The sequence below is a fragment of the Paenibacillus allorhizoplanae genome, from assembly GCF_927798215.1.
GTDB lineage: Bacteria > Bacillota > Bacilli > Paenibacillales > NBRC-103111 > Paenibacillus_E > Paenibacillus_E allorhizoplanae.
Genome location: NZ_CAKMMW010000001.1, coordinates 526,887 through 540,551 on the forward strand (window position 1 = coordinate 526,887; position 13,665 = coordinate 540,551).

Annotated in this window: 9 protein-coding genes; 1 reads left to right on the forward strand and 8 read right to left on the reverse strand. The window is 45.6% G+C overall.

Annotated elements, in window-relative coordinates:
- Positions 1-58 precede the first annotated feature (58 nt).
- Together L6I86_RS01810 and L6I86_RS01815 are read right to left on the reverse strand one after the other, a co-directional pair.
- Positions 59-2,542 (reverse strand): hypothetical protein, encoded by a 2,484-nt coding sequence (locus L6I86_RS01810; RefSeq protein ID WP_236284202.1) that lies wholly within the window; start codon positions 2,540-2,542, stop codon positions 59-61.
- Entirely contained in the window at positions 2,539-3,981 is a 1,443-nt protein-coding gene (locus tag L6I86_RS01815; protein ID WP_236284203.1) for an L-fucose/L-arabinose isomerase family protein, read from the reverse strand. The genes L6I86_RS01810 and L6I86_RS01815 overlap by 4 nt, the downstream gene beginning before the upstream one ends.
- A gap of 169 nt (positions 3,982-4,150) precedes the next feature.
- Here L6I86_RS01815 and L6I86_RS01820 point away from each other — a divergent pair, with 169 nt between their 5' ends.
- A complete protein-coding gene (locus tag L6I86_RS01820) occupies positions 4,151-4,939 on the forward strand; it encodes a helix-turn-helix domain-containing protein (RefSeq protein ID WP_236284204.1) in 789 nt (262 codons plus the stop codon).
- A 67-nt stretch (positions 4,940-5,006) separates the two neighbouring features.
- On the opposite strand, the gene L6I86_RS01825 is transcribed toward L6I86_RS01820, so the two are convergent.
- From L6I86_RS01825 to L6I86_RS01850, 6 genes are all read right to left on the reverse strand, one after another.
- On the reverse strand, positions 5,007-5,777 hold the full coding sequence (locus L6I86_RS01825) for a sugar phosphate isomerase/epimerase family protein (protein WP_236284205.1): 771 nt from the start codon (positions 5,775-5,777) through the stop codon (positions 5,007-5,009).
- Position 5,778: 1 nt separating this feature from the next.
- On the reverse strand, positions 5,779-8,340 hold the full coding sequence (locus tag L6I86_RS01830) for a glycoside hydrolase family 2 protein (protein ID WP_236284206.1): 2,562 nt from the start codon (positions 8,338-8,340) through the stop codon (positions 5,779-5,781).
- A gap of 14 nt (positions 8,341-8,354) precedes the next feature.
- Complete coding sequence (locus tag L6I86_RS01835; protein WP_236284207.1) at positions 8,355-9,452, reverse strand: SGNH/GDSL hydrolase family protein; 1,098 nt, start codon at positions 9,450-9,452, stop codon at positions 8,355-8,357.
- Between the two features lie 266 nt (positions 9,453-9,718).
- Positions 9,719-10,519, reverse strand: a complete 801-nt coding sequence (locus L6I86_RS01840) for a pyruvate, water dikinase regulatory protein (RefSeq protein ID WP_236284208.1) — start codon at positions 10,517-10,519, stop codon at positions 9,719-9,721.
- Positions 10,520-10,543: 24 nt separating this feature from the next.
- Positions 10,544-13,228, reverse strand: a complete 2,685-nt coding sequence (gene ppdK / locus L6I86_RS01845) for a pyruvate, phosphate dikinase (RefSeq protein ID WP_236284209.1) — start codon at positions 13,226-13,228, stop codon at positions 10,544-10,546.
- Positions 13,225-13,413 carry a GapA-binding peptide SR1P gene (locus L6I86_RS01850; RefSeq protein WP_236284210.1) on the reverse strand — a complete coding sequence of 63 codons (189 nt, stop codon included), beginning with the start codon at positions 13,411-13,413 and terminating at the stop codon, positions 13,225-13,227. Before L6I86_RS01850 ends, ppdK begins: the two co-directional genes overlap by 4 nt.
- Between the last annotated feature and the right edge of the window lie 252 nt (positions 13,414-13,665).

Below are 13,665 nucleotides of genomic sequence, written 5' to 3' on the forward strand. Positions count from 1 at the left end.
CCGTTTTCACCAACCTTTTATATAACTGATGGTTTCAAGTAACTAGACGATTAGACGTCTACCATGAAATATCAATGCTCCCGCTAATTTGGGTTAATCGTATACAATTCCCCACCACTTTACCAAATAATTCCAAGTATTGCTCACCGTTCCTCACTTCAACGTCACCTGCTTGCAGCTGTGCAAGAGGCGGATAAATAGTAAGATCGGCCTCAATCAGATTATTCACACTAAAATTACGAAGCGTACGGTTATGCTTCCGAGGTGTTGGATCAGGCGATTTTTCTTTACACGTAATGCGAGATGTTTGCTTTTGCTTAACAAACACGCGGCATTCGTCATGAAACGTTCGATCAAGTGTATAAGCCGCAGTCGTTCCTTCTCCAATCATAACGGACTGCCCGATAATAAGTGGAGCGCCATCGGGGAATTGAAGCTGCAGCCCAACAGATGTATCCTGCTTACAGCCAGTAAGGATAAACGCATTGTCATTCCTTGTGATGAACATCAATGCTGATTCAGATGCTGCCTCTTCCTTCACCTGATACAAGGAGTAACCAAATTGTTGCAGGACATACCGTACGAAGAGCGAGGAATCCAGAAATTCTTTTTCCTGACGAATCGGCAAATGCGATACACCAGCAGATTGGAATGGCAACGAACCGCGTACCCACCCCACTTTGCCTTCATCCCATTCAGGTAAAGCTCTAGTTATCGTAAATGCACGTTCTAGCCCACTCTGATTCACACTTGCATGAATTTGCGTAGAGCGATCAGCCAGATCGTCCACAACTTCACTTAACCCACCCCCTGAAATGTGTGGATGATGGTGTAATTTATGATTCCCATCTCCTCTAATAGGCTCCTCATTCTTGATCGTATCTCCAGGCAAGGTAAGGTTAACGGAAAAAGCACCTTCAAGCTCAGGCTCGTTTCTGAGATTCAACAGGTTGAGTAGATCCGGATCAGCGACACGGCCATAGAAAATAATCTTTCCGCCACGACGAACATACTCGACGATTCGCTCCGCTTTCTCCCCTTTGATCCAAAAGGCCGAAGTAAATAAGATCGTATCTTGCAACTTATGGAGGGCCTCGTCCTGCATTGCGAAAAAGTCATCAGTACTAAGCACCGTATTCAGCGGCAAGCCTTGGTTAATTGCATTGCGCACAAACCAATCATGAAAGAAAACGTCGCTCGAATGCTCGCCCGATTCCGCCATCGCTTCATGTAATTCTCGGAACGGGTATAACCATGTTAAGATCCCTGGCTGGTCTGGTGCGTCTTTTAATGCTTTTTTAATATGAGGGATAACTTCCAACGGGATATCTGCATCCATATCGCCTTTTTCAGAATCGATGGTCAAAATCTCTACGACACCCGGACTCTCCAGTTCGCCCTCCGTGTTAACTCGAGCGACGGTGAGTGGACAATAAATGTCATGTGGCTCCCGATCATAGAGATCCCACCACGGATTTTGCCAGAACCAAGGATCATTGGCGTAGAAACGGAAGAGGTACGTCTCTGCAGGCAATACAGCGATACGGGACATATAGCCCGTGAGTTCTAAACCGAAATCATAGTTAAGAGCGCCCCATGGTGAGTTCGGCGGCGGATATTCCACATATTTTCTCTCATACAGATCAAGTAAGGGAATACAATCTTTGGCAAGATCCATGCCCGTTCCGTAGTTCGTCCCTCTGATTTCTGTCCGGAAATTCGGGCACTCTTGCTTGAAAATTTCCCAGAATGACAGCATCTTGGACGATAGCTCTTCATACTCCGCCATCGCAATCTGCGTGCCATCATAATTAGCTCCTAAATACGTCCACGGAAAGTACGACAGCGCGAATCCATTGGAAAACCATATATAATCAAAACCTAATGTAGGTAAAAAACTGGCACACTGGCGCCCCAGAAACTCGCCAAACGCTGTGCTTTCGGGAATGCCGTCAGGATAAGCCGCATAAGCTACGTGGTCCTCTTTCAGCTTCGACCAACTGCATACGACGGTATAGTCCGCCTTCAGTGAAATGAATTGCCCACCAACTTCGGCGCGATTGATTTCCGGGTGCAGCTTATATTTGAAATCCGAGTAGGCAAATTCAGGTCCTGCGTCAAAGGTGGCCCCCACTTCCATGCATATGCCATAACGCTCGGCTGCAATTCTTTTAAAAGACGCAATAATAACTTGCAAATCACCATAGGTGATTCGTGCCGGTTCACTCATGTAAGGCGTGGCGATGCGCGGGTCTTTGTCGTCCTTGATGTGGCCGAAATACTCCTCATTGGCAAATCCAATATAGCGGCCCCATTCAATCTCGCGCTGCAAATCGCCGTCCCAAACTAGGATCTCGCTTCCATCAGCGACCCACAGCAAGATCGAACAGCTGTCTGCCATGCCGATTAGTGGAAGCCATTGCCGAATAGCCTCGGTACACACAGCTTCGATAGCCTCAGGTGCCATACTCTTGAATGGCTTTAGACTCATTTCCAGTGTAACTCTCTGCAAGGACTTCTTTGGTTTTACGCGTATTGTCATATTACTTCCACCTCAATGCCTAGCACTTTGGCTACATGACGAATCTTGGAACCCACATGCCCTACACCAAGCGCAAAGTGATGCGTAGGACCTGCTGAGCACCATTTTTCCACGAATTCTGAAACACTGTAATCAAATTTACAACGTGTATTGGTATTGCCAGTCTGTGGAATTTCACCTTTGATGGATTCACCTTCCGTGGCGATCATTTTGTATTTGCCATTAGCGGTTTGTGAAATACTGAGCAAAGTAACAGGGCCTGATTTGATGCTGAATTCAACGCCGATGCCAGCTCCGCTTTTACCATGAAACAGATCCAATCCACGAATGATCGGCTGCCCGTCGCTAATTTTAATATTATGCGGCCCGTCATGTCCGACCAACACGATATCGTCGACAAAGTCACAAGGATGCAGCTCCGCGAACGAGCCTCCAGCATCTAGACGATCCATGATTAGCATCGCTGCGCATGTCTTCAAATCGGCTTCTCCGGCAAGCGGAACTCCTTTGCCTGTCAACAGCGAGTTGCCGAGCACCATGTTCGATCCGATCCTTTCATATTCATTATTGTCGAGACCCCGGTAATAATAGGCCAGACCTGTTAACCCATTTTCCACAATCAGCTTATCCAGCCCAACCGCAACTTTAGCTGACCAATCAAGATCCTCTTGTTTGATCGGCCTTGTCACGGGATCGATAAAAGGATCGGATATTTTGAAAACGCTTTTAATTTCATCCAGTTTAGTAGCTGTTTCCTTAGCCGTTACACCATTGACCAGCTTGGCTAAATCGCACATCTCCAGCATTTGCACATGCGAACCAAAAGCAGCCGTAAAAGCAGTAGGATCGGAGTTCATATCATACATACCTTCATAGGTATGTCCCATATAGCCGATCTTGGCATATTTGAATGCTCTGCGCGTATTGGCGACTTGGCACCAACCTTGTAACTCCGTCATCGCGCGTGGATCGTCATAAAGCGTTCCTACAATCATCCCTGCCGCAGGCTTTCCTGCCCGCACTAGCACGCCACCTATTTCTGGAAGTGAACAAATATTATCGTTAGCCAACTGCATATACGTCGTCGTATTTCTATAGTCAAGACGCTTCCTTGGCTGCAACGCAACAAGTACCGTCGGAACCGACAAGTTCAGGATCGGGGTAGCCGCCGTCGAAGACGTCACATACGTGCTCAAGAAGCAGAATAGGAAGTCAACATCCTGGCTTTTCAAATAGGATGAAGCGGCAAAAGACTTATCTACGGTATCGACAAAGCCTGCCGACACCACTTCAACGTCATGCTTACGAAGCATTTCCTCGAATTCACGTCCGTAGCCTTCCAGCTCCTCTTTTAACCCCGGAAATTGTACCCAATATGGCTCGTGACCTACCGTCATCACGCCAACACGCGCTTTTGCCTTTTGGAATAAACTACTCATTTCTCCCTCATCCTCTCCGCATATCTTTCATCTTAAGCTTAGTAAAATCAGGCTATTGAAACAATGAACTATACAATAATTATTTCAACAATTCTACGATTTCAGTTATACTATGAGAATGAGCACAAGACCTGACAGAGGCGAGAGTATCGTCCATAAGGAGCACGCTATGATCCAACCTGTTGCTATTTATTTCGAGCATTGTGAGCCGAATTGGCATGTACCCAAGAGTAAGACGAACAACCACATTTTAATCCTCATGACCAATGGAACCATTCACTATACCGTTGAAGATCACACCGTTACGATGCAAAAAGGCGATCTTTTATTTGTCCCTCAAGGTGTTTGGCGCAGCGCGATGAATTCAACCAAGGAACCGCATGATATGTACGTCGCACACTTTCATTATCAGGGGGATGGGGATGGACTTCCGCTGCTGATCACACCTGATCGCTGCTTAACCAGACCCTTCAACTTTGATTATATGAAGCAAAGATTTTCCTTGTTGACCCAGCACTGGCTGCGCAAATCCGTCTATTCAGACACCATCTGCCATGGCATCCTGCTTGAAATGCTCGCGGTAATCAACGAAGAAATTGATTCGCAATCCACACAGGGCAAATCCTATAGCATCGTTATGCTGCTTCAAGCCTACATACTCAATCATTATCACAGAACCATTACTTTAAGCGAATTAGCCGAATACGCGGATCGGACCCCTAACTATGTCAGTACGATTTTCAAACAAGTTACCGGACAATCCGTCACGGACTATATCCAGCAAATTCGGATTGCCGCCGCTTGCGACCTGTTGACCAATTCTCAGATGAATGTAGGAGAAATCTCCGATTTTCTCGGATTCTGCGAGCAGTCGTACTTTAACAAGGTGTTTAAAAAATGTACCGGCACCCTGCCCTCCACCTATATGAAAGAGAAAGTTCAGGTTTGGAAGTCTTAGGGGATAACTTACGTTCCCTTGCAAAATAAAATAGAGGCTCTCCCTTACGGGAAAACCTGTATTAGGACTATGTATTTTCCCCAAGTCTTTCTGCAATTCGGTGTAAGTTCTTTAAGCTAAGCTTCACGCAATCCATGGGATTACTTTGACATACATCCTGCTCCACAACGTACCACTCCACCCCATTCTGCTCTCCCCATAGCAAAATAGGATCGAAATCGATCACGCCTGTGCCAATTTCAGCAAACGCCCCTCGCTCATCGTTGGTCATATCTTTTAGATGCATCGTTGGCATCCGGTGGCTATATGGACGAATGAAAGCAGCTGGATCTTTGCCAGCTTTCTTCACCCAATAAACATCGATTTCCGCCAATATGGCATTATCCACTGATGGATCAATCACATATTCCAGAGCACTCTTACCATCAATACTTGTCTCAAACTCGAAAGCATGGTTGTGAAAGCTTAGTGTGAAGCCATCCTCCTGTACTTTCTTCGCAATCTCATTTAACTGGTTGTGAAATTGCCGGTAGCCCTCCTCATTTCGAAGCTCATGGGGGACGGAAGGACAGATTAAAGTTGTCGTACGACATAGTCGCGCCTCCGTAAGCACGCTCTCCAACTCACTACTTAAACGCTGATAAGAAACATGCATACCTGCCGTTTGTAAGCCTGTTTCTTGCAGCACGTCGGAAATCTCTTCTGCTGAGTAACTATGTAGACCTGCCAGTTCAACCCCTGCCCAGCCCATCTGCTTCAGTTCTCTTAGCACCCCAGGAAAATCTTGCTCGCATTCGTTACGCAAGGTATACAGTTGTACCGCAAATTTCTGTTTCATTTCATACGCCGCCTTCGCTATGATTTCGTGTAATTGATCGTGGCACAATCTGGTCTGTTGTGAGGGGAATTTCCCCGTGTCGTATCGTAATCTCCCGCTTCTCACCTGGAATCAAGTCAAAGTATTCGTCACTCAACTGAATCGTTTCATCCAATCCAAAATGCACCGCATGCGCAAAAGCTTCACTTGTAACCGTACAGCGAATTTGCCCTGGTTCAATGGCATGAATGTTTGACAGGATTAGTCGTGCGTCAGGCAAAATGAGATTGCGAAACACTTCGTTTTGTATCATGGCTGGCAATATTTCGCTGGATTCACCTAACGCTCTGACAAACAAACACGCCTCTCTCGAAGAATAGTCAAGTGCTGCCCATTGTAAGACGACTTCCCGCGAGAATGGCTGGAGTTCAACTTTTGCCTCCGTCGATTGCGTCCCGCTCCCATCATAGTAGATAAGTCCGTATTCTAGGACTTCACGAATCACGGAGCTAGTTTCATTGATCGCCGTAAGCTGAATCATCCCATCCTGCTCGCGTAAAATGAGTTTAACCGGTGCTAATGCTCGTTTCACAAAATAATACGAAATTTTGCGCGTTAGGTAATAATCAAGGATCGACCAGCCTACCTCCCCCCAGCAGTCATTGTACATCCAGAATAACGCGCCGGAACAAAACAACTTGGATCGAATCGCCTCAAGCGAATACCCCAGCATGACACCCTGACATAAGCCTGCGTATAGCAAGTAATCGTCGATTCCCATGTGTTCGGTAGTCAAATAATGCTTGTTTATACCGGCAAGTACCGTATCTTTTTCGAAAACATTCGTATGAAGCTGCCAAAGCTTGCTCTCGCGATCCAGTTCCTCACCATTGTGGTACTTATCCATGGAAGCCTTCCGACAAGGGCCAATGTAACCATACTCAGAGACAAACTTAGCGCTCACCTTGTCATATTCCTCTGGTGTGATTCGCTTTTCCATGTCGGCATGCATCATGCAATCATTCCAATGATGCGTGTCGCCCGATTGGTTGCCATTCGGATGGGCACCGCCGTAAGGCGAGCTATTCCAATAGGGAATAGCCGGGCAGTTCCGCTGAACAAGTCGGGGCGCGATGTCATTGTAACAGTCCGCTCCCCCATAGAAATTGGCAGCCTCCGTCTCATTCCACCATTCTTCAAAACCCCAATGATTCTCATTGTTGCCACACCAAAGCACGAGTGCAGAGTGATTACGAAGCCGCCGAGTTTGGTAATCGATCTCCCGCTCTACTTCGTCCCGAAACCAAGCCAAGTGATCTGGATATTTCGCGCAGGTAAACATGAAATCGTGCCAAATAAGAATCCCGTACTCGTCACATTTGTCATAGAAAATGTCTCTTTCGTAGATACCTCCTCCCCACACACGCAGCATATTGAAGTTCGCTTCCTTGGCTTCACTGAGCAGAGCTTCATATTTAGCATCCGTGACCCTAGCATAGATGGCATCAGCAGGAATCCAGTTTCCACCTTTACTGAAGACAGACACACCGTTAATTTCAAAAGTGAACGAACGTTCATCCTGACTCTCCAGGATTTTATCCATCTTTAGGTTCAACGTGCGTATCCCATATGAAAAGGAGGGATATTCCACAGCATGCGTTGTCGTCTGCAGCGTTGCCCGAATCGCATACAGCGGCTGCTCGCCCATCCCATTGGGCCACCAAAGCTTAGCATCAGGCACCTCCATCGGAATTGTGACGTAGTTCAGCCCGGAACGAAGACAACAATCCTTTTGAATAAGATGCACTTCCTTGCCATTAAAAAGCAGTGCCAGTTTCAACTCGGTTTCTAACGTTTGAAAAGGGTGCAGATTCAGAAGCTCCAATTGAAACTGTAAGTGTGCGGTTTTGCTCGCAGCATCCAAGCTTGTCGTGGTTACGTGAATGTCTCGAATTTGGAAACGATGGGCAAATTCAATACTCACCTCTCCCATGATCCCACACGTCACGACCCTTGGTCCCCAATCCCAACCAAATACATATTGCGGTTTTCTCAGCATGCCTCGACGATGATCGCCTCTGTGCCCGATCTGCTCGTTCTCATAAACCACTTTGGCCTCACTAATTAGCGCAAGATCATTCTCCGAATAGAGCTCCAACCCTGAAGTAACACGCACAAAGAGTTGATTAACCCCTTGTTGCAACTTGCCTTTCACATCACATGCAAACGGATAAAAAGCGCTGCGATGATGGCCCAGATGGCCATCATTCAACCAGATATCGGCTTCTACATCCAAAGATTCAAATCGAAGAATTATTTGGTCTGAAAGTAACTGCTCATCCGTCAGCATAAAAGTCTTCTTAAACCACCATGAGCGGTTCTCCGTCCATTCACTCGCAAAGCACTGATCCGCTACTAGCGGCTCTGCGATAATCCCTTGCGCGATGAGCGGCATATGCACATCGCAAGGCAAATCAGCCCGCAGCCAATTCTGCTGTTTATTTTTAACTTGTAAATAATCTGCCGTCTGGCGATAGAGCGGCTCCCACGTTAGCTGCCATTCTTCATTAAGAAGTAGTTTCATCGTCATCGCACCTCTTACTTAACTATTCCGATAAGTCCCAAATGAAAATTCGTCCCCGTGCAGTCCTCTCTATTGCCGTGAACAACCTCCAGCTCCATATGATGCAGTCCGTCCTCCAGATCATCTGCGATCCAGTAGATACGAAACCAGCCGCTATCTCCGCACCAATTAGGTCGATCCCGACAACTCGTGATCGCAGGACCTCCGTCGAGCTTATACGTGAATTCAGCTGATTTTTTGCCAAAATCAAAGGCTAACGCCACTCCCTTTCCTGTAAATGAAAAGGAAAGCTTCGCCCCGATCGCTGATGTGCTCAATATCTGATCAATCCAAGGCATATGAGCCGCTGCCCGTCTAATCATCCATGGTCCTTCCAACTGAACTTCGTCGAAGGAAAGCGTATTCACATGCCCCCAGTGATTGTTATTAAGCGGCGCTGCGAGCGGTATATAGATTTCGTATTTCTCCTCATCGGGAGACGCTAGCAATTCTTTTACCAAATAGTCGATTACACACTGTCCATAACTCAGACTGCCTCGATGCGTAGGATGAAGTCCATCCGGCAACCATTCGTCCCAGGTCATTCGGCCTTTCTTCACTTCCTGCCAGGCATGCAGTCCGACCCAAACCGTGTTAATGCCGTAGTGCTCGGCTAGCTCCTCGAATTCAACAATGCTGGCAGGGACCATACCCCTTGACATGTCCTCGTACATTTTCTGACAGTAGGTATAGACGAAAACGAGCTCACTACGCCCATCTGCCAAAAGTTTGCGAATCAAACCTTCTCTCGCCCTCATCCGCTGTTCAGACGGTGTATTGTAGTCATTGACGGCAAATTCAATGAAAATCAGATCGCATTGACGGTTAATCAATTCCCGGTCTGCACGGAAAACAGCCAAATCGCTGCCTGTCGCACCAATCGCTGCATTCTCTACAGTAATGCGTGCGTGAGGAAATGATTCTACAAACCAACGCGCGACTGGCTCCGGCCAATTCGCCATCACTTTGCTATCTGCGGTTATAGATCCACCAATGAAACCCAACGTTAATTGCCCTGTTTGCAACTTACTTTTGACTTGCGTTAACCGATTTCGAAACTGTATTGTCTCCATTGTGCATTCCTCTCCATGTGATTTTCGAGTGTGGTGAGCCATCTTGGCAGCAACCCAATCCTTCGTTTAAACATAGCTAACACAAGCTAGAAAGTATACTGTAAATTAGGTCAAAAATTCTAAAAATTGTACTAGTTAAGTTCTCTTAAAAAATAAAAAATGCGTTCACCCTATAGAGTGAACGCATTCGCTGAGTACGGTCAAATGTCCTATACATATTCGTCTTATATCATCAAGGTGTTTATTTATTTTTGCGATCGAGATCCTTACATTGCGTCCAATATAATGCCAGCTGTTTCCTCAATAGCTTTCTCCGTGACATCTATGACCATGCATCCAAGCTGTTTATACAAGCCGTACGCATATTCCAATTCTTCGACAACCCTCTCTAACGCTGAGTATTTAGCGCCAAATGGCAGCCCTACCGCTTTTAGCCGTTCGGTACGAATCTTGACTAGTTGATCGGCGCTCATCGTCAACCCAACAAGTTTGCTTTTGTTTAACGTAAACAAGCTCGTTGGCGGCTTTACTTCCGGCACTAGCGGATAGTTGGCCACTTTGTAGCCTTTGTGAGCCAAAAAGATGCTTAGTGGTGTTTTCGATGTTCTAGAAACCCCAAGTAGAACAATATGCGCTTGTTTTAATGCACTTGTATCTTTACCATCATCACATTTGACAGCAAACTCAACGGCTTCCACTCTTTTATAATATTCTTCGTCCATTTGATGCAGTAATCCAGCTTTCTTTTTAGGTGAATCTTTATACGTATCCATAAACGCTTGCATAACAGGACCTAAGATATCTATACTAAGCACATTTAAGCGTATTGATTCTTGACGCATCATCTCTCTTAGTTCCGGAAGAACGAGTGTGTAGACTACAAAACTGCCTATTCGAGAAGCTTCTTCCATCATTTTTCGAATGTCTTCTTCCGAACGCATGGATCCAAACCGTTTCACATAAATCGGACTAGTATTAAATTGACGGATTGTCGCTTGAACGACTGTATTCGCTGTTTCCCCAACTGAATCCGAACATACGAATATCGTATGAACTTTCTCTTCCATTCTTGCCTGCCTCCCATATTCCTATCAAACTACTTGACTTATTTTTATTTCATTAGGATTACCATGTAGGATGAATGCTTGTGCAGCAGCAATGCGTGCCAAAGGAATGCGGAAAGGGGAGCAACTCACATAGTCCAGTCCCATCAAATGACAAAAGAAAATCGATTCTTTATCTCCGCCATGCTCACCGCAAATACCTGTTTTGAGCGAAGGCTTCATGGAACGCCCTCCATGCACGGCTAATTCAATTAATTGTCCGACCCCTTCGGTATCTAACACTTGAAAGGGGTTATGCGGAAGCAGCTTATGATCGACATAATGGGTTAGAAATTTCCCTTCCGCATCATCACGGCTGTACCCATACGTCATCTGTGTCAAGTCATTTGTGCCAAAGGAGAAAAAATCCGCATAGGCCACAATTTGACGCGCAGTCAGTGCGGCACGTGGTACCTCAATCATTGTCCCTACCTTATATGGGCATTCTCTAAGGTTGTCTTTTCCCATCACCTGTTCGGCGACGAAATCAACTAGCTCCCTTAATACTTTAAGTTCATTCGCATGGCCAACTAGTGGAATCATAATTTCAGGAATGACTCGAATACCTTTGTTATTACACTTCGAAGCTGCACGGAAAATGGCCTCGATCTGCATATCATAAATCTCTGGAAAAACAATGCCCAATCTGCAACCCCGCTGTCCTAGCATGGGGTTCGTCTCATGAAGCGCTTGTACTTTGCGCAGAAGATTAGCTGTCTCTTCTCGTTCCGAATCTGCCCCCTCTGACTCAAAGGTCAGCTGTATATGTCTTTTTTGCAGTTCCTCGATGTTTGGCAAAAACTCATGCAAAGGCGGATCTAACAATCTTATTGTTACCGGTAAACCGTCCATTTCCTCGAATATTCCTTCAAAATCGGATTGCTGCATAGGAAGCAGCTTCGCAAGTGCTTGCAATCTTTTCTCCTTATTATCCGCTAAGATCATTTGTTGAACGACAGGCAACCGAGTTGGGGAGAAAAACATATGCTCTGTTCGGCACAATCCGATTCCTTGAGCACCTAATTTTCTGGCCGTTTTGGCATCCTCCGGATTATCTGCGTTAGCATATACGTTCAGTGTTCGAATCTCATCCGCCCATTGGAGTACAGTTAGCAGTTCATCTGTCATTTGAGCTTCTCGCAAAGGCATAGCACCAAGAATAACGCGCCCGGTCGCTCCATCAAGGGTAATCCAATCTCCTTCTTCAACGATCCTGCCTCCAGCCGTCATCTGCTTATCTTCAAGCATAATTCGAACTTCTTCACAGCCGCAAACACAAGGCTTACCCATTCCTCTTGCCACTACTGCTGCATGGCTTGTCATCCCACCACGGCTTGTAAGAATACCTTCGGAGGCAATCACGCCATGAATATCCTCGGGAGTCGTTTCATTTCTTGCCAGAATAACTGACTTACCAGCACGGCTCCACTCTGCCGCAGTATCCGCGTCAAATACAAGCTGTCCGACCGCAGCACCCGGCGAAGCTGGAAGTCCTTTTGCCAATACATCCTTAATTGCCTCTTCATCCATTCCTCTGTGCAAAAGCTGATCAAGATGAGACACTTCTATGCGTCCAATAGCTTCCTGCTTTGACAATAATCCTTCGTGGACCAGATCGACCGCAATTTTCAGAGCAGCTTGGGCATTTCTTTTCCCATTACGTGTTTGAAGCAAGTAAAGCTTATTATTTTCAACCGTAAATTCGATATCCTGCATATCTTTGTAATGCTTCTCAAGCTGCTTGGAAGCCGCAAACAATTGCTCGTAAATCTCCGGCATCTCTTCCTTCAAAGCAGCAATCGCAAGCGGAGTCCTTATACCTGCTACAACATCTTCGCCCTGTGCATTAATGAGATATTCACCGAAAAATGTATTCTCACCTGTAGATGGATTTCTTGTAAAAACAACGCCTGTGCCACAATTCCCTCCCCTATTACCAAAGACCATACTTTGAATGTTGACTGCTGTCCCTTGATCATCTGGGATCCGATTTATTTTACGGTAAATGTGAGCCCGTGGGTTGTTCCATGACTTGAACACAGCCTCTATCGCCATTCTCAATTGCTCATAGACATGCTGCGGGAAAGCACGACCTGTTTTGGCCAAAATACACTTCTTATAATCCTCAATGAGAAGCTTCCAACCGATAGCAGAAATATCTTGATCATGCTCTGCACCTTCATTCTCTTTCAAGCGATGCAATAACTGTTCGAAATGGTAGGATTCAATGCCCAGAACCACGTTTCCAAACATCTGCATCAAGCGACGGTAGCAATCGTATGCAAATGTTTCATTACTTGTAAGAGCGGCCAACCCTTGTACGGTGAGATCATTAAGTCCAAGATTCAAAATGGTATCCATCATACCTGGCATCGAACTTACAGAACCCGATCGCACAGAAACCAAAAGGGGATTGGTGTCATCCCCGAACAATTGTCCTTTTTGTTTCTCAAGCGCTTTGAGCGTTGCTGAAATCTGATCAAACAACTCATCTGAGATCCTATTTCCCACTTTAAAAAAAGTTAAACAAGCCTCCGTCGTAATTGTAAATCCCGGAGGGACAGGAAGGCCAGCACGAGTCATCTCTGCTAAATTAGCCCCTTTTCCTCCGAGAAGCATTTTCATTGAAGCGTCTCCTTCTTGGAACAGCAGCACTTGTTTCTGAGTCTTCATTGGTTAGCCTCCTTATTTTTTTCGATACACGTCATATCCTTACACAAGCCATAGAATTTCACATGCCTATCCGTTGGTAACGTAGTAATCACTTCATTGCACGATTTGCAGATCAGGATACCCAAATCAAAACGTTGAATAGCCGCTAACTCTACATGAGCTGTTCCACTTATCCCAACTCTCATCACTGGCCCCCCAATCGCAATCCATTATTTAGTATGTCATAAATATATCATCACATTATTAATGACACAATATATATTTTAATCATTATATAAAACGTACTATATAAATAATTTAAAGGGATTAAACGTCATATAATATGTCTTATTAAAAAAAACAACACGATCCCAGCTCACACTTGGTTCATAAGGTCATCAACGAAAAATAGCCTGTCCCACAAGGTCTAAATTGACCTTTGAGACAGGCTCTTCCTA

Coding starts and splice junctions, on each gene's coding strand:
- L6I86_RS01835 (WP_236284207.1), bottom strand. CDS start 9,452: ATGGAGACAATACAGTTTCGAAATCGGTTAACGCAAGTCAAAAGTAAG.
- L6I86_RS01810 (WP_236284202.1), bottom strand. CDS start 2,542: ATGACAATACGCGTAAAACCAAAGAAGTCCTTGCAGAGAGTTACACTG.
- ppdK (WP_236284209.1), bottom strand. CDS start 13,228: ATGAAGACTCAGAAACAAGTGCTGCTGTTCCAAGAAGGAGACGCTTCA.
- L6I86_RS01825 (WP_236284205.1), bottom strand. CDS start 5,777: ATGAAACAGAAATTTGCGGTACAACTGTATACCTTGCGTAACGAATGC.
- L6I86_RS01815 (WP_236284203.1), bottom strand. CDS start 3,981: ATGAGTAGTTTATTCCAAAAGGCAAAAGCGCGTGTTGGCGTGATGACG.
- L6I86_RS01850 (WP_236284210.1), bottom strand. CDS start 13,413: ATGAGAGTTGGGATAAGTGGAACAGCTCATGTAGAGTTAGCGGCTATT.
- L6I86_RS01840 (WP_236284208.1), bottom strand. CDS start 10,519: ATGGAAGAGAAAGTTCATACGATATTCGTATGTTCGGATTCAGTTGGG.
- L6I86_RS01830 (WP_236284206.1), bottom strand. CDS start 8,340: ATGAAACTACTTCTTAATGAAGAATGGCAGCTAACGTGGGAGCCGCTC.
- L6I86_RS01820 (WP_236284204.1), top strand. CDS start 4,151: ATGATCCAACCTGTTGCTATTTATTTCGAGCATTGTGAGCCGAATTGG.